The following is a 17084-nucleotide window of genomic DNA, read 5'->3' as shown; positions in this document are numbered from 1 at the left end:
CTGTTTATTAATGATGAATCGTCAACATTATTTGTGTTTACTATAAGAAGTGATTGTTTGAGTATAATGCTGATGAAAGCTATTTTCTACTCCCTTGTGACTGGTGTCTTTTTGACTACGTTGGTTTAGTGAAATGTCTAATTGTGTAAGTTTTTTATGGCGTGTAAATTACAATGTCATGCGTATCATAAAGGATAAGCTCTGCAAACTTAGCTTATCGAACATGCACAAAAAAAGGTGATGCTATTGCTAACATCACCTTTTTCTTAAACCTATGGACATTCAAGTCAAACGTTTATATTCACTTACATTGTTGGATTACCTTCAATATCTAATACAACTGGGTCTCCATAACCAAAACGCTTCATTCTTGCTAGCTGTGTTTGTGCGTCACCAACAACAAGGTAAATCATTTGCTGTTCATCAAAGTGCTTATCTATTAGTTTATGAATAGCCCCTAACTCTACTGACTTAAGATATTCTTGTTGCTGTTCCACAAAATTAGCTTCACGTTTAAAACGGCTCATTTCAGTTAACATACCGAGTAACTGATCTAAGGTTTCAAACTTACGTGCGTTACCTTTCAAGATCATATTTTTAGTGACTGCTAGATCTTCTTCTTTGTAGGTATTTTTGTAATTACCAATAAGGTCTTTAAATATTTCTAAAGACTCTAGCGTTACATTTGTGCGCACTTGAGACGATGCTACAAACGGAGATTGGTAGTTTGCGCCGCGAATATACGAATAAGCGCCATATGTGTAGCCTTTTTTAATGCGAAGCGTTTGGGCCAACCGCGCGCTCATACCACCACCAAGGCGGTTGTTAGCAACTTGTATAGGATAAAATTCAGCATCATCACCATTTACTACCGGCTTACCGGCCATTATGACTGATTGTTTTGCTCCGGGCACATCAATAAAGTATAAGCTTGGTTTTTTGCGCTGTTGTATAGCGGGCTGTTCGGGCAACACAACATCTTCGCCTTGCCACATATTTAGCTTGCTTAAGGCTTTAGTTACTTGCTCTTTAGACACGCTACCCACCACGTTAAACGTTGCCATTTTAGGTGATATGTTCTGTTGGTAGTATTGCTTTAAGTCACTTAATGCAATATTGCTTACCGTTTTTTCGGTTCCACCCACTGGATTTCCTGCCACATGAGAATCCGTATAAAGTGTTTTGAAAAAAGCATTTCTAGCAATGGTGCTTGCATCGCCTTTACCCTGGTTTATTACGGTTAAGCGCGTTGATTTTAATCGTTCAAACTCGCTTTCTTGCCATCGTGGCAACATCAATATTTCTGCTAATAGCGCAATAGTAGAATCAAAGTTTTTAGCTAAGGAACTACCTGAAATGGTCACATTCTGTAAGCTACTTGATACTCGTAAGCTAGCGCCTAAAATCCCAATGGCTTCTTCTAATTCTTGTGGCGTTTTATTCTTCGTTCCTTCATTCATTAGTGCAGCCATCAGTGATGCCGTTCCCAATTTGTTAAGTGCCTCTAACTGCTGGCCTCCTTCAATCACTAAATTGAAGTTTACAATGGGTAATTCATTTTGCTCTATACCATAAACTTTCAGCCCATTGCTTTGAGTTGTTTGCCATACTTGCGGTGTTGTTAAGGTTGGAAGCTCAGTAAGTTCCGGTTCACTGCGGTCAAATTTACTTGGCGTTTTTTCAAATGTTATTGCATCATTTTCAACGAACTGTTGTTCTTTACCCTGCTTAATTACCTCTTCAACCACATTCGCTTTTAGCGAGCCCGTTACAACAAGGTCTTTTTGGTCTTTAGGCACAAAACTCGTTATTATACTTGGCTTGTCTTTAATGTACTTTTCAAATACACGTTTCACATCATCAACGCTTACAGACGTAATATTTTTGATGTCTTCTTTTATAAATTCGGGTGAACCTGCAAACTCATTATAGCGACCCAAGGTTTGCGCTTTATCTAAAACACTCTCAATTTCATAGAAAAATGATGTTTCTTGCTTGGCTTTTATTTTCGTAAGTTGCGCTTCGCTAAATCCATTCTTGTCAAAGTCATCTAAAGCTTCTTCTATCGCTGAATAAATAGTGTCTAGTTTTGTGCCAGCGTTGCCGCGAACCATCATAGTAAAGGTGCCTGCGATTTCCTCTGACCTATTCCAGGCATATACACCCGGTGCTAGCTTTTTCTCTTCAACAATCGTTTTATACAAAGGAGCCTGTTTACCAGATGACAATATTTCTCCTAAAGCATTAAGTGCATAGGCATCTTTGTGATAGCTCTCAACTGTGGGGAAAGTTAAACGAATTTCAGGAATTTTAGCAAAGTTATCTAAATGATAGAGCTTTTTAGTGTTAGCCAAAGTAACGGGCTGCGGTTTCATTTTATCAACAACCTTCCCTGCTTCTATTTCGCCAAACCATTGTTGAACTTTTGCTTTAGTTTCTGCTATTTCAATATCACCAGCTATCACCATAGTTGCATTTGAGGGTACGTAAAACTGCTCATAGAATTCACGCACATCAGCTAATGTTGCTGCTTGTAAATCTTCTAAATCACCAATTACTGTCCAGTTATATGGATGATCCTTGGGATAAAGTGCTTTTTTAACCACATGGCCTACGTGACCATAAGGCCGGTTATCAACTCGTTGGCGTTTTTCGTTTTTAACAACTTGCTTTTCGCGCTCCAGAGTACCTTTGTCAACAGTATTGATCATATACCCTAGGCGATCAGAATCAATCCAAAGCAATTTATCAAAGGCATCTTTAGGCACTACTTCATAATATATAGTGCCGTCACTCCAAGTACCGCCATTTCGTGACCCTCCTAATTCGGGGATCATTTTTCGGTTAGCCCCTTTGGGCACGTTCTCAGAGTCATTAAATGACATATGTTCGAAAAAATGAGCAAAGCCTGTACGCCCCGGTTTTTCGCGGCTTGAACCCACGTGAACAATAGTAGATATGGCCACTATTGGGTCTGACTTGTCTTGATGAAGAATCACTTTTAAACCATTGCTTAAGGTAAATGACTCATAAGGAAGCTCGAAGTTATTTGAAGTACTAGATTGGTTTGCTTCTTTTTGCACCCCTCCATCTATGTTTTCAACAACAGTGTTTTTATTTTGGCTGTTCTCTGTTTTAAGTTCGGTGGTGCCGCAAGCCGATAATAAAATAACTGTTGTTATGGATAAAGCTAGGTGAGTCTTTTTTATTGAAGATTTTATTTTCACGTTCTGTCCATGATTATTATGTTTTTATAAAATGAATGTACTTTTAATTTGTAGAAAGTGAAAAGTTGAATATTAAACCTAGCTTACACCACGAATACTTAACATCAACAATATCTACTTTACGGCTAACTCTAGACAAAGTAAGCCAAAACAACAACACTTAAACCTGAAATGGACATATCCTGTAACATTCTTTCTACTAAAGCTTTGTGAAAAAAAGTTCTGGTAGCTTTAGTGAGCCTTCAAGAAATTGATTAAGTTATTCCACGATAGCGGACGTGATAAATAGTAGCCCTGAGCCCAATCACAGCCAATCTCTGTTAAATAAGTAAGTTGAGCTTCTGTTTCAACGCCTTCTGCGATAACGCGGAGATCGTAAAGTTCGGCTAAGTTTTGAATAATCATTACCATTTTATTTCGCGCTTCTCGTTCTGAAAAAAGGTCATTTACAAATGAGCGATCAATCTTTAAACAATCAGCTGGATAATGAATTAGTTGATTAAATGCAGTGTATCCCGTCCCAAAGTCGTCTAGCGCTAGAGATACACCCAATTCATGAAGTTCGTTTAGTATTTTCAAATTAGTGACGTCGCCTACTACGAATGCAGTTTCAGTGACTTCAAGTTCTATATACTTAGGATCTATTTTATGTGTAGTTAACTGATTTTTAAGCTGTGTAGGAAAATTTTCATTTTTCAACTCGACACCAGATATGTTTATGCAAACCATTCCTTTAAATTTATGTTCTGATTGCAATAGTGAAAGTGCTTGAAATGCCTCGCTTATTACCCATAAATCAATTTCTTTTATCAATCCAGTAGTTTCTGCCACAGGAATAAATTGGTCTGGCCCTATTCCTTCTAATTCAGGGCTGCTACAACGTAGCAGTACTTCTAGCGCTACAACTGTTTTATTTTTGCAATCAAAAATGGGCATGTAAACTAAAGTGAAATAATCTTCAATTAAGGCTAGCTTTAAACCGTTTTCTATTTGTTGACGTTGTCGTAAATTTTCAGCAATTTCTTGCGTAAAAAACCTGAAGCAATTTCGACCATTGTGTTTGGCGTTATACATTGCAGCATCAGCGTTATGAAGCAATTCTGATGGCTCCGTGGCATCATCGGGATATATAGAAATGCCAATACTTGCATAAACCATGTGGCTTGCGCCATCAACTACAAAGCCGCCATTGAAAATGGCTAATATACGCTCTGCAATATCACTCGCGTTTGATGCATTTTTTATATTGGGTAAAAGTACAACAAATTCATCGCCCGCTAATCTTGCCAAACTTCCTGCCATCGGCATATGTAATTTGTCTGCAGGACGAATAGCATTTGAAAGACGCTCGCTAAACTCTAGCAATAGTTTATCACCGGCTTCATGTCCAAATTGGTCATTTACTTGCTTAAAATTATCAAGATCAATATACAATAAGCCAATACTTTGTTCGTCTTTTTTAGCTTTCTCTATGGCTCGCTGTAAATTTGATTTAAAACTCCACCTGTTAGGTAGCCCTGTTAAGGTGTCATAATAAGCCATCTGACGAATATCATCTTCATGCAATTGCATAATTGTTTGATAAGCTTGTTCTTCAGAACGTAGTGCGGCTAAACATATAGAGTTCAAAGCCAACATGGTAAGCAAAAAGCGAATCGCTTCAGTAATGGTATAAGTGGTCATTAATAGAAATGACAATGGCGTTAATAATAATAAAATACTGCAAACGCTGAAAATACAAAATACAAACACCGCTGGCCAGAAACGGTTGATAAAAAGGTTAATGGCCGCAATAGGATAAACCCACAATATTCCCGTGTTACTTTTGCCTCCAGTAATAATTAAGCTCATGGATAGAACGAACAAAATACCACTTAAAATTAAAGCGGCTCGTTCAACGTTTTTGGTGCGGCTTAGTAGGTATAGGTTCAACAAACCTAAAATACCATTGCTTATTAATAGAGCTCCCAGAATATGAGCATTATCTATTAGGCTAAGGCTCCCCAGTGCAAATAAGAAAATTACCCCAAGAATTGTTAAAACCTGACATAGCCGGTAACGACGGCTATATCGGACTGCTAACATATCTTGTTGGCCTGCTGTGGAATGATGGGTATTAGTCATATAATTTAATGGTTCAAATGCACGTTTATTATGCTTTTTATGTTTAGTTTAGTCATATTCAGAACAAATCATCATTTACTATTTATTACAACTTATAGGTATTTTGCGCGTCAATAATAATGTATCGGCAATTTCTCTTCTTTTTATATGACAATTGTAAGCAAACCTACGTTATATAGACCTTAATTTGATAAATAGTAGGCGAGCGCACCGGTCTCTATTACATCAATGGTGCAAAAATGAAATGCGTTTACTGATCAAAACTCGCCGCTCTGTAGTAACATACTTGCACTCTATGTAATTAAGCTAACAAACAAAAAGGATATATGTTTTGCATCTACGAATTTCAGCGCTTTTACTCTGTTTTAGTGTTCATGTTAGTGCGCAAACTAATGCTACGCCGGTTATTGTTCAGCCTGTTAAATTTGAAAAGCAAACCACAACGATTGAAGCGGTAGGAACTGCCGAAGCGTTTCAATCAGTCAACATTTATCCTGCAGTGTCAGACAAAGTCACTAAGGTGTTATTCACACCAGGCCAAGCTGTTGAGCAAGGTGACGTGCTAGTTGAGCTTGATGACAGGCGCCAACAAGTTGCTGTGCAGCGCGCCGTTATTGAATTAAAAGATGCAAAGAGAAATTTAGAGCGCTTACAGTTGAGTCAAACTAAAGGTGCCGTTACACAAAGCGCCATTGATGAGGCCGAAACAATCAAAGATTTGGCACAAGTGGCACTAAGCGAAGCTGAAGTTGAATTGGAAGATAGAAAAGTTATTGCGCCGTTTTCAGGTATTGTGGGTTTGAGCGATGTGGAAGTAGGCGATAGAATTACTACCTCAACGCTAATTACGACCATTGATAATAGTAAACAACTTTATGTTAATTTTTCTGCGCCTGAATCAGGCCTAAATGCCCTGCTCACTGACAACTCAAGTGTATTGTTGCAACCATGGAGTGATCGCAGCGTTAATATACAAGCTCGAATAGGCCAAATTGATTCAAGGGTTGATAGCCAAAATAGAACCCTTCGTTTTAGAGCCCTATTTGATAATACTAAAGGCTTTTTACCCGGAATGAGTTTTAGGGTAACAGTGAATGCACTAGGAGATAGTTACGTTGCCGTGCCTGAATCAGGTTTGTCGTGGGGCACCGATGGGGCTTACGTTTGGCTTGTTGAAAATGATGTAGCCAAACGGGTTGACGTGCAAATTAAACAACGCTTGCGAGGTAGAGTGCTAGTAGAGGGCAATTTAGCTGCAGGTAATGTGTTAATTGTAGAAGGTACGCAGCGCTTACGTTTGGGCCAGTCTGTAGATATTGTTGAAACAAGGTAACTATTATGAGCTTACAAAGTAAAATCAATAATAATGCAAACAATCAAGCGGTGACTAATGATTTACCGTCTTTATCAGTAAGGCGCCCCGTATTGATTGTGGTCCTAAACTTACTCATTATTTTAGGTGGGTTTGCAGCTTTATCAAGTTTGGAGGTAAGAGAACTCCCTGATGTTGACCGCCCTCGCCTTACTGTTTCTGCATCATTTCCTGGCGGTTCTCCTGAAACGGTTGATACTGAAATTACCAGTATACTTGAGGGCGCTGTTGCACGTGTAAATGGCGTGCAAACTATTCGAGCACAAAGCGAAGAAGCTAATTCTAGAGTGCGCGTAGAATTTAGGCCGGGAATTAATTTAGAAGACGCGGCAAACGAAACCCGTGAAGCCGTTGCTCGAGTACAACGTGAACTTCCCGATGGCGTTGAACGCTTGTCTATTGTAAAAGCTGATAACGATGCACAAGCGGTAGTTAGTTTAGCTGTATCTAGCGAAACCCTTAGTTTAGAAGCCTTAACGGAAGTGGTTGAGCGTGACGTTGCCCCATTATTTTTGAGTATTCCTGGTGTTGCCGATATTAACTTAAACGGTGATAGAGAACGTGTAATGCGCGTAACTATTGACCCTCTTCGCTTAACCAGCTTTGGTTTATCAGTTACTCAAGTGTCAGACGCGCTATCATTAGCCCCCTTCGATGTGCCTGCTGGTAGTTTGCGTTCTACCGATCAAACTTTAATTGTTCGCGCAGACGCAACGTCGGTAAATGCACAAGATGTTGGTAATATTATTATTCAAGATGATACCAAAGTTTCGGATGTAGCCGATGTTTACTTTGGACCTGCGGATGCGCGAAGTTTGGTAAGGTTAGATGGCACACCCGTTGTGGGGATAGGAATTTTGCGCCAAGCAAGCTCCAACACCATAGAGATTTCAGATGAAGTATTAAAACTGACAAAAGAGATACGTGAACGCTTTCCAGAGCTAGACATAGCCATTACATCTGATGATGCGCAGTTTATACGAAGCTCAGTTGAAGAAGTGGTGACCTCTTTAGGCTTTACTATTGCGTTAGTGATAGTGACTTTGTGGCTGTTTATAGGTTCTGGGAGAGCCACTATAGTCCCCGCTTTAGCTATTCCTGTTTCATTAGTAGGTTCTTTAGCAATCATGTGGGTACTTGGCTTTTCAATTAACATACTTACGCTTCTTGCTTTAGTACTAGCAACAGGCCTAATAGTAGATGACGCTATAGTGGTAAGTGAAAATATTCAGCGCAAGCGTTCCTTAGGGCTGGGGCGTCGAGCTGCCGCAGTGCTAGGAAGCCGAGAAGTTTTCTTCGCCGTGATTGCAACTACGGCCGTACTCGCTGCGGTATTTATCCCAATAGCCTTTTTACCCTCTACCGCAGGAAAATTGTTTCAAGAATTTGGTGGGATATTAGCCTCAGCCGTTATTATTTCTTCTTTCGTAGCGCTATCATTAGTGCCCGCGCTCACTGCAAAGCTGCCTGTAAAAGAAAATCAAAAGCATCCCTTAGCTAAAATTGGTAATGTGCTCGCAAGCGCTTATGAAAAATCACTTGCTTGGGCACTTTCCAAAAGTATTTTAGTCTTAATTGCCAGCTTATTAAGCGGCTATGCCGCGTTTGTTGTTTATTCAAAAATCGATAACGAATTATTACCCGAAGAAGACCGCGGTAATTTACGTATTTTTGCTCGGGGACCTGATGGTGTTGGTATAAACTTTATGGACCGCCAAGCTATTCAAATGGAAGATGCCCTTATACCGTTTGTTGAAAATGGCGATATTGAATCAATTTATACCATTGTAGGAAGATGGGATCCTAACATTGTATTTATGACCGTACCACTTGCCCACTGGGACGATCGAAGCCAATCACAATCTGAAATTATTGATAAGTTAAACCCAACTATCGCCAACATTGCAGGTGCACCTGCAAGAGTAAGAGGAACAAATAGCTTAAACCTTCGCGGCCAAGGCGGAGGGCTGGAATTCGCCTTAACCGGCAATGATTACGCAAGCATTTATGAGGCATCTTTGTCTTTTACAGCAAAAATAGCGGAGCGGTTTCCTGATATTGGTGAAACTGACATATCATACAAACCTACACAACCGCAGTTACGCATTAATATTGATAGGCGCCGAGCAGAAGAACTTGGCGTATCATTTTCAGATATATCAAGGACGCTCCGTGTGGCTATTAATGGCGACGATGTGGCTGATTTAAACGTGGGTGACCAATCTGTTCCTATAATATTAATAGCGAATTCTAAAAATCTTGGTGACCCATCTAATTTAAACAACTTGTTTGTTCGTTCAAATCAACAAGGAAGTAATGGTGCTAACCAACTTGTGCCCTTATCAAGCCTTGCATACATTAGCGAAGAAGGGGTCGCAGCTGAGCTTGAGCGCCATGCACAACGAAGAGCAATTGAAATCGACCTTGATTTACAAGATGAATACACTATGGCAGAAGCTGTTAGCGTGCTACGAGAGCTAGCGAATGAAGAGTTACCCGAGAGTATTGGGATTGTATTCTTAGGAGAAGCCAAAACCTTCGAAGAAACATCAAACCAAGTAATGTATACCTATATTCTAGCATTTATTGTAGTACTGCTTGTATTAGCCGCTCAATTTGAAAGCGTAATTAGCGCCGTTGTCGTTATGTTAACGGTGCCTTTTGGTATTGCGGCAGCTATTTTCGCCTTATATTTAACCGGCACCAGTATTAACATTTACTCACAAATTGGCTTAGTGATGTTAATTGGCTTATTAGCCAAAAACAGTATTTTATTGGTTGAGTTTGCTGACCAAATGCGCGACAAGGGAATGAATGTAAAAGAGGCTATTTTATCTGCGGGCAAGGTTCGTTTGCGTCCTATAATGATGACACTCATGTCTACCGTTTTAGGCGGATTACCGCTTATTTTATCATCAGGAGCTGGGGCTGAGGCACGAAATGCCATTGGTTGGGTGGTGTTTGGAGGGCTCGGTTTAGCGGTCGTTTTCACCCTTTATTTAACCCCTGTTCTATACTTTTGGTTAGCGAATTTGTCAAAAGCACGTGCCGATGAGGCAAAAGCTTTGGAACAAGAGCTAAAAGATTCGGGCGCTCATAACTAGAAGCTTTCGTGGGTTACGTGTAACCAATTGGGCGCTCTTTTTACTTAGTTTTTAGGCCTAATAATGACCGCTTTTAATAGCTTTTGAATTATGGGTATAGCTTTTTATACATATATAAAATACGGCACAATTAACAAACGCTAAATTTTTCGCTAGACTGCATTGTAAAGTAAATGTTAAAATTATGTTCAAGGTCAAAAAGTTGGCCTCTCATGAAGTATCTTAAAAAAGTAAAACGTTTTGGAGAGTATGAGATGACTGGTAAAAATTTCATTAAATTAGTTACGCACAAGCGCATTCCATTAAGTTGCATTGCTCTTAAATTAAATTGCAAATTACAAACTTTAAGGGCATTGGAGAAGCAAGAGAAAGTGCCCTATGCTTATATAGTCAAATTTATACATGCATTTAAGAGTTCTCTTTCTGAAAAAGAGGTTTATGCACTCAAGCATTAATTTTACATTGTTGTTGTGATGCTTATTAGTTGTAGCTTAATGAAACGCCTTGGCACCGTTTTATTAAGCTTTTAGTCGGCAACTAACAAATTGATTCCTTTGTAATATTTCATAATGCATATATTTCATGATAGATTCATAAACATACCGATACAGCGTTGACTCAGTTGATTATTGTTTTATGGAATTTACCCTCTTACTTATCGCTTTCATTTTTGGCTTCGCTTGCAAGCTAATTAATATGCCTCCGTTAATTGGCTATCTAATAGCTGGTTTCGTTTTAAATGCTTTGGGTTATGAGTCAAATAGTACCTTAGACACAATTGCAAATTTAGGCATTACTATTATGCTGTTCACTATAGGTTTGAAGCTGAACATTAAGGATTTAGCCAAATCTGAAATATGCTTGGGCTCTGTTGTTCATTCAAGTGTTTGGATTGCGCTTATTACGGCAATATTCACCGCATTTATTGCTTTGTCTGTGCCCTTCTTTTCTGGCTTATCATACGAACAAGCCGCATTAATTGCTTTTGCATTAAGTTTTAGTTCAACCGTTTGTGTCGTTAAAATCCTTGAAGAATCAGGCGAAAATAAAACACGCCATGGTAAGGTGGCAATAGGCATTTTGGTGATGCAAGATATTTTCGCCGTATTATTTTTAGTGGTGGCTACCGGCAAAATTCCGTCTATTTACGCCCTACTACTGTTTTTGCTTATTCCTTTAGTGCCATTCTTACGTAAGCTTATAGAAGAAGTTGGGCATGGCGAGTTACTTCCGCTGTGCGGCTTAACCTTTGCTCTAGGGGCTTACTTTTTGTTTGACCTGGTTGGAATAAAAGGTGATTTAGGCGCACTTATAATGGGAGTTTTGCTAGCGCCTAGCAGCAAGTCATCAGAACTGTCTAAATCGTTGTTAACGTTCAAAGATCTTTTCCTTATCGGCTTTTTCTTAACTATTGGCCTAAGCGCTATGCCCACCCTAGAAATGACAGTAATAGCAATATTACTTGCCTTACTATTACCTCTTAAATATTTGATGTTCTTCTTTGTATTTACGCGCGCTAAACTTCGAGTAAGAACCGCTTATTTATCAAGCCTTGTGATGTCTAATTACAGTGAATTTGGCTTAATAGTGATTGCCGTTGCCGTGTCGGCAAATATGTTGAGCAGCGATTGGCTAGTAATAGTTGCGCAGGCAGTTTCTATTTCGTTCGTAGTCACCAGCCTATTTTACCGTAAATCACATCAGCAATACGCGCGTCTTAAAGATCGCCTTAAGCGTTTTCAATCTTCTAGTGTATTAAAAGAAGATCAACACCCATGTATGTCAAAAGCAGAGGTGCTTGTTATTGGTATGGGACGCGTTGGTAAAGGTGCATTTAGTGCACTTACTAGTTCTTTAGGTGACACTGTTTGGGGAATGGACGCAGATGAAAGAAGAGTAAAACAACTGTTAGAGGTATCGCCGAATACCATAATGGGAGATGGTGAAAATATCGATTTTTGGGAAAGTATTGATTTTTCCAATATTAAATTAGTTCTGCTCGCTCTTCCCTCAATTGATGACTCATCAAATATTACTGCGCAATTAAGGAACGCTGAGTACACAGGTAAAATTGCCGCAATTGCACGCTATGAAGATGAAGTCGCGCCTTTGTTATCAAGTGGCGTTGATAAAGTGTTTAACTTTTTTACAGACGCTGGCCTTGGTTTCGCTGAAGAAAGTATCAGCCTGTTGTCTGAAAGAAATGCGTCTAAAAACAAATAACTATAGTTTAGGGTGCAAATCAGCACCTTAAACTAAGTGTAAATGAGAATGATTTATTTTCGTATAACACTGATTTCAAAGGGTTATTTTTCACACCTGCTACTAAACATAGTTTAAATAGCCCGCGTTTATGTTACTCTGTGCGCATAATAGATGCTTAGGATATACAAATGAAAGGTTCTTTAAACGTAGTTAAAGCGCTAAACGAAATTCTTACCGTAGAACTCACCTCCATTAATCAATATTTTTTACATGCTCGCATGCATAAAAACTGGGGATTAAACGGCTTAAATAACGCTGCTTATAAAAAGTCTATCAAAGATATGAAACAAGCTGATTGCTTAATTGAGCGCATTTTATTTTTAGAGGGCTTACCAAATTTGCAGATGCTGGGTAAGTTATATATTGGTGAAGATACTGTTGAATGTTTAAATTGTGATTTAAAATTTGAAAATGAACAAATTCCTAAATTAAAAGATGCGATTGCTTTATGTGAAACGGAGCAAGATTACGTTAGCCGCGATTTATTAACAGAAATTTTAGAATATGAAGAAGAATATGCTGATTGGATAGAAACCCAGCTATATCAGATTGATCATATGAGCATAGAAAATTATCTTCAAACTCAAGTGGAGGATTAAATAATGGAAGGTAGCCAAAAAGTTATTAGCGGTCTTAACCAATTGTTAGGATATGAATTAGCGGCAATGGACCAATACTTCATTCATTCTCAAATGTATTTAGATTGGGGCCTAACAAAATTGTATGATCGAATTAGTCATGAATTTGATGATGAAAAAGGTCATGCTACGAAACTTATTGATCGCATGTTATTTCTAGGCGGGCGCCCTGACATGACAACTCGAACAGGCTTACAAATTGGTGTTGAAGTACCTGATATGCTTGAAAGTGATTTAAGAGTTGAGTACGAAGTAGCAGCTAAACTGAAAGAAGTTATTGCTATTTGTGAGACAGAAAAAGACTACGTAACACGTGATATGTTAGTTGTGTTATTAGATGACACAGAAGTAGACCACGCTCACTGGCTTGAACAGCAACTAGGCCTAATTAAACGCTTAGGCTTGCAAAACTTCCTTCAATCACAAATCTAATTACTTGTACTAAACAACACGGGAATCGTTTTAACTGTGCCCGTGTTGTCGTTTTTTACCTCAATATATATATGCCATTGCATAGTAGATAAATTGCAGCTTCCTAAAAACGTTACTCCCCTCTTTTTATTGTTATTATCTTCAAATAAAACAGGGGTTTTTCCCATATACATATTTATCCCTTCAACCCATGCCTTTTGTATGCGCCAAGCGGAATCTACATCAATTTTGACAAAAAGCTCTTCTTCCACAACGGGAACTTGTTCGAATTCTACACTTGCGCGCAAGTCTCCATCTGAAAACGTACAAAATTTTTCTTGAATAGTACACACATGTTCGTTTGTTAACGGTTTATTAACATGATTGATGATGGCACCGCTAATCACTAACAGAATAAGGCCTGCGAGTGCATAAGCTTTAATATTTCTATGTAATTTGTTCACATTATGTTAACCGTAAAGTTTCCTTTATTGACCAAGATCAATCCTTGCGTCACTAATGTATCTTTTTGTATTTAAAAACATTAATATCTACCCTCGACAAGTGCATAGTTTACTTCTCTTCATCGCCCCACTCAACTAGGACGAGACCATAGATAAGTAAATCATCACGAGTTAGGGTTTAAATTATTTCTCCACGTGGAAGTTTTATATGAGTGACACAAGCCAAGTACATCCTGACTACAATTATAAAGTAGTTAGGCAGTTTACCATCATGACGGTTGTTTGGGGCATCATAGGAATGTCGTTAGGTGTATTAATCGCGGCGCAATTATTTGCACCAGCACTTAACTTTGATATTCCATGGTTAACCTACTCTCGTTTACGTCCTTTGCACACAAACGCAGTAATTTTTGCTTTTGGTGGTTGTGCATTATTTGCGTGTAGTTACTACATAGTACAGCGCACCTGCCAAGTTAGACTTTTTAGTGCAAAACTTGCTGCTTTTACCTTTTGGGGTTGGCAAGCGGTTATTGTTTCTGCCGTTCTAACGCTTCCATTTGGTTATACCTCAAGTAAAGAATACGCTGAGCTTGAATGGCCAATTGATATTTTGATTACTTTGGTTTGGGTTGCGTACATCATAAACTTCTTCGGCACCTTAGTTATTAGAAAAACTTCGCATATATACGTAGCAAACTGGTTTTTAGGTGCATTTATGCTAACCGTTGCTGTTTTACATATAGGCAACAGTATGGCCGTGCCCGTCACGTTCTTTAAATCATATTCGATTTATGCCGGCGCTGTAGATGCAATGATGCAGTGGTGGTATGGACATAACGCTGTAGGATTTTTCCTAACGGCGGGTTTCTTAGGCATGATGTATTACTTCGTTCCTAAACAAGCTGGCCGCCCAGTTTATTCTTACCGTTTATCAATAGTGCATTTTTGGGCACTGATCTCATTATATATTTGGGCTGGGCCTCACCACCTTCATTACACCGCACTTCCTGATTGGACTCAATCATTGGGAATGGTTATGTCTATTATCTTATTCGTGCCTTCATGGGGCGGAATGATAAACGGCATAATGACGCTTTCAGGTGCTTGGCATAAACTTCGTACTGACCCAATACTACGATTCTTAATTGTTTCATTGTCTTTCTATGGTATGTCTACTTTCGAAGGTCCAATGATGGCAATAAAAACCGTTAACGCACTTTCTCATTACACTGACTGGACAGTCGGCCACGTTCACTCTGGTGCGCTAGGTTGGGTTGCAATGGTATCTATTGGTTCTATTTATCACCTAGTTCCTATTCTGTTCGGACAGCCTAAAATGTACAGCACTAAGTTAATTAACGTACATTTCTGGTTAGCTACTATTGGTGTGGTTCTATACATTGTTGCAATGTGGATGTCGGGTGTATTGCAAGGCATGATGTGGAGAGCAGTAAACGCTGACGGTACATTAACCTATTCGTTTGTTGAATCTTTAAAAGCTTCTTATCCTTTCTATGTTGTGCGCTTTATTGGTGGTGTGTTTGTAGTAACAGGTATGCTAATTATGGCTTACAACTGCTACAGAACAATTATGGCCCCTAAAACACAAGAGAGCGAAGGTGATTTAGCATTAGGAGCAGCTAAGTAATGAAAAATGCACATGAGTTAATTGAAAAGAACGTTGGTCTTTTAACCATCTTGGTTTTGGTCGCTATAAGCTTTGGTGCTATGGCGCAAATACTGCCTCTAATGTTTCAACAGCAAGTGTTAGAGCCGGTAAAAGGCCTTAAGCCATATACTGCGCTTCAAATGGAAGGCCGTGATATATATATCCGTGAAGGCTGTGTTGGCTGTCATAGCCAAATGATCCGCCCTTTCCGTGCAGAAACTGAACGCTATGGCCACTATTCGGTAGCTGGTGAATCGGTTTGGGAACGTCCATTTTTATGGGGTTCTAAAAGAACTGGTCCAGATTTAGCTCGAGTAGGCGGAAGATACAGTGACGAGTGGCACAGAGTACATTTAGATAATCCGCGTAACGTAGTTCCTGAATCTAATATGCCTGGTTACCCTTGGTTACAAACAAATGTGTTGACTGGCAAAGATATTGTTAAAAAGCTAGAAGTTAACAGAATGCTAGGTGTGCCTTATACCGATGAAGACATCGAAGGTGCTGTAGCTGCTGTTAAAGGGAAAACAGAAATGGAAGCCCTGATAGCTTATCTACAGTCTCTTGGCACTCATCTAAAATAATGAGTCATTAAAATGGACCAAGGATTAGTTGGCAGTATTTTTACCGTTATCGTATTTGTTGCATTTATAGGCGCGTGCTGGTGGGCCTTTAGTTCTCGCAACAAAGATAAATTTGATGAAGTCGCTAATAGCATTATTGGCGACGAAGACATAAACGATAACAACGAATTAAGAAATAAAGATCAGGAGTCATAACATCATGAGTATGTTTTGGACAATTTGGATTAGTGTAATTTCCTTAGGCACAATCATTGGTTGTTGGTTTCTATTAAAGTGGACCTTAGCTAATAAAACCGGTGTGGCTGAAGGCGAAGATATGGGCCATGAGTTTGATGGCATAGTTGAAATTAACAATCAGCTTCCTAAGTGGTGGACGAACATGTTTTACGTCACCATTGTTTGGGGTTTCATTTATTTAGCAGCCTACCCCGGTTTAGGAGCGTTTAAAGGCTTTTTAGGTTGGGAAAGTTCAAACCAAGATGTGCGTTCTTTAGCAGAATCTAGAGAGCAGCTTGCTGAAGATATTGCTAATGGCAACATTAACGAATACGCAATTGAAGTTAAGCTAGCACAAGAAAAATTTGACCCAATTTTTGAAGAGTATGCAAAAACCCCTGTTGAAGAACTAGCTAGCAACGAAGAAGCGGTTCAAGTAGGTAAGCGATTGTTCTTACAAAATTGTGCTCAGTGCCATGGTTCTGATGCTCGTGGCCAGCGTGGTGGCTTCCCTAACCTTACCGACAATGATTGGTTGTACGGTGGTAGCGGCGCTAAAATTAAAGAAACTCTAATTAATGGCCGCAAAGGAGCTATGCCTGCTTGGTTACCCAGTTTTGGTGAGCAAGGTATAAAAGAAGTTGTTGCTTATACCTTAAGCTTAAGCGGCCGTGATGTTGATTCTACATTAGCCGCTGCTGGTAAAAATCGCTTCATGGCTTGTGCAGCTTGTCATGGTATGGATGGTAAAGGTAATCAAATGCTAGGGGCTCCTAACCTTACTGATAACATTTGGTTATACGGCGGTACCACTCCAGCAGTAACACAAACACTAAACTATGGTAGAAACGGCGTTATGCCTGCGTTCAAAGATACCTTAGGCGAAAACAAAGTACATGTTGTTGCGGCCTATGTTTATAGCTTATCTCAGTAATTATAAGCGTGTTTAATCTGCATCAATAAGATGTGTTAAAAAGCCTCGTTTAACGGGGCTTTTTTTGTATATATTG

12 protein-coding genes are annotated in these 17084 nt (G+C 39.2%); 9 read left to right on the top strand and 3 right to left on the bottom strand.

The genetic code is table 11. The features are described from left to right. Nucleotides 1-305 precede the first annotated feature (305 nt). A complete protein-coding gene (locus tag ACOI22_RS02600; protein ID WP_420669906.1) occupies nucleotides 306-3227 on the bottom strand; it encodes a M16 family metallopeptidase in 2922 nt (973 codons plus the stop codon). A gap of 231 nt (nucleotides 3228-3458) precedes the next feature. Continuing rightward, complete coding sequence (locus tag ACOI22_RS02595) at nucleotides 3459-5351, bottom strand: putative bifunctional diguanylate cyclase/phosphodiesterase (protein WP_420669904.1); 1893 nt, start codon at nucleotides 5349-5351, stop codon at nucleotides 3459-3461. Nucleotides 5352-5682: 331 nt separating this feature from the next. Between ACOI22_RS02595 and ACOI22_RS02590 the strand changes: the two genes are divergently transcribed. From ACOI22_RS02590 to bfr (ACOI22_RS02570), 5 genes are all read left to right on the top strand, one after another. Beyond that, nucleotides 5683-6684 carry an efflux RND transporter periplasmic adaptor subunit gene (locus ACOI22_RS02590; protein WP_420669902.1) on the top strand — a complete coding sequence of 334 codons (1002 nt, stop codon included), beginning with the start codon at nucleotides 5683-5685 and terminating at the stop codon, nucleotides 6682-6684. 5 nt (nucleotides 6685-6689) lie between these two features. Beyond that, entirely contained in the window at nucleotides 6690-9827 is a 3138-nt protein-coding gene (locus ACOI22_RS02585; protein WP_420669900.1) for an efflux RND transporter permease subunit, read from the top strand. Between the two features lie 636 nt (nucleotides 9828-10463). Continuing rightward, on the top strand, nucleotides 10464-12050 hold the full coding sequence (locus ACOI22_RS02580) for a cation:proton antiporter (RefSeq protein ID WP_420669898.1): 1587 nt from the start codon (nucleotides 10464-10466) through the stop codon (nucleotides 12048-12050). Between the two features lie 170 nt (nucleotides 12051-12220). Further along, nucleotides 12221-12691, top strand: a complete 471-nt coding sequence (gene bfr, locus ACOI22_RS02575) for a bacterioferritin (RefSeq protein ID WP_420669896.1) — start codon at nucleotides 12221-12223, stop codon at nucleotides 12689-12691. Nucleotides 12692-12694: 3 nt separating this feature from the next. Beyond that, a complete protein-coding gene (gene bfr / locus ACOI22_RS02570) occupies nucleotides 12695-13162 on the top strand; it encodes a bacterioferritin (protein ID WP_420669894.1) in 468 nt (155 codons plus the stop codon). Here the strand turns inward: bfr (ACOI22_RS02570) and ACOI22_RS02565 are convergent. Next, the gene (locus ACOI22_RS02565; RefSeq protein WP_420669892.1) at nucleotides 13159-13605 is read right to left on the bottom strand and encodes a hypothetical protein; all 447 of its coding nucleotides are present in this window, start codon (nucleotides 13603-13605) and stop codon (nucleotides 13159-13161) included. The two genes, bfr (ACOI22_RS02570) and ACOI22_RS02565, sit on opposite strands and share 4 nt — an antisense overlap. Before the next feature lie 208 nt (nucleotides 13606-13813). Between ACOI22_RS02565 and ccoN the strand changes: the two genes are divergently transcribed. From ccoN to ccoP, 4 genes are read left to right on the top strand one after another with little or no spacing between them, the layout of a single operon-like run. Next, nucleotides 13814-15253 (top strand): cytochrome-c oxidase, cbb3-type subunit I, encoded by a 1440-nt coding sequence (ccoN, locus tag ACOI22_RS02560; protein ID WP_420669890.1) that lies wholly within the window; start codon nucleotides 13814-13816, stop codon nucleotides 15251-15253. Continuing rightward, nucleotides 15253-15858 (top strand): cytochrome-c oxidase, cbb3-type subunit II, encoded by a 606-nt coding sequence (ccoO, locus tag ACOI22_RS02555; RefSeq protein WP_420669888.1) that lies wholly within the window; start codon nucleotides 15253-15255, stop codon nucleotides 15856-15858. Before ccoN ends, ccoO begins: the two co-directional genes overlap by 1 nt. 12 nt (nucleotides 15859-15870) lie before the next feature. Beyond that, nucleotides 15871-16053, top strand: coding sequence for a cbb3-type cytochrome oxidase subunit 3 (locus ACOI22_RS02550; protein ID WP_420669886.1), 183 nt, complete (start codon nucleotides 15871-15873; stop codon nucleotides 16051-16053). A gap of 4 nt (nucleotides 16054-16057) precedes the next feature. Further along, nucleotides 16058-17008, top strand: a complete 951-nt coding sequence (gene ccoP, locus ACOI22_RS02545) for a cytochrome-c oxidase, cbb3-type subunit III (protein WP_420669884.1) — start codon at nucleotides 16058-16060, stop codon at nucleotides 17006-17008. Nucleotides 17009-17084: the final 76 nt, after the last annotated feature.

This window comes from Glaciecola sp. 2405UD65-10 (assembly GCF_048820975.1).
Classification (GTDB): Bacteria; Pseudomonadota; Gammaproteobacteria; order Enterobacterales; family Alteromonadaceae; genus Glaciecola.
This window is presented reverse-complemented; position numbering and strand designations above follow the sequence as displayed.

Coding starts and splice junctions, on each gene's coding strand:
- ACOI22_RS02595 (WP_420669904.1), bottom strand. CDS start 5,351: ATGACTAATACCCATCATTCCACAGCAGGCCAACAAGATATGTTAGCA.
- ACOI22_RS02550 (WP_420669886.1), top strand. CDS start 15,871: ATGGACCAAGGATTAGTTGGCAGTATTTTTACCGTTATCGTATTTGTT.
- bfr (WP_420669894.1), top strand. CDS start 12,695: ATGGAAGGTAGCCAAAAAGTTATTAGCGGTCTTAACCAATTGTTAGGA.
- ccoO (WP_420669888.1), top strand. CDS start 15,253: ATGAAAAATGCACATGAGTTAATTGAAAAGAACGTTGGTCTTTTAACC.
- bfr (WP_420669896.1), top strand. CDS start 12,221: ATGAAAGGTTCTTTAAACGTAGTTAAAGCGCTAAACGAAATTCTTACC.
- ccoN (WP_420669890.1), top strand. CDS start 13,814: ATGAGTGACACAAGCCAAGTACATCCTGACTACAATTATAAAGTAGTT.
- ACOI22_RS02580 (WP_420669898.1), top strand. CDS start 10,464: ATGGAATTTACCCTCTTACTTATCGCTTTCATTTTTGGCTTCGCTTGC.
- ccoP (WP_420669884.1), top strand. CDS start 16,058: ATGAGTATGTTTTGGACAATTTGGATTAGTGTAATTTCCTTAGGCACA.
- ACOI22_RS02585 (WP_420669900.1), top strand. CDS start 6,690: ATGAGCTTACAAAGTAAAATCAATAATAATGCAAACAATCAAGCGGTG.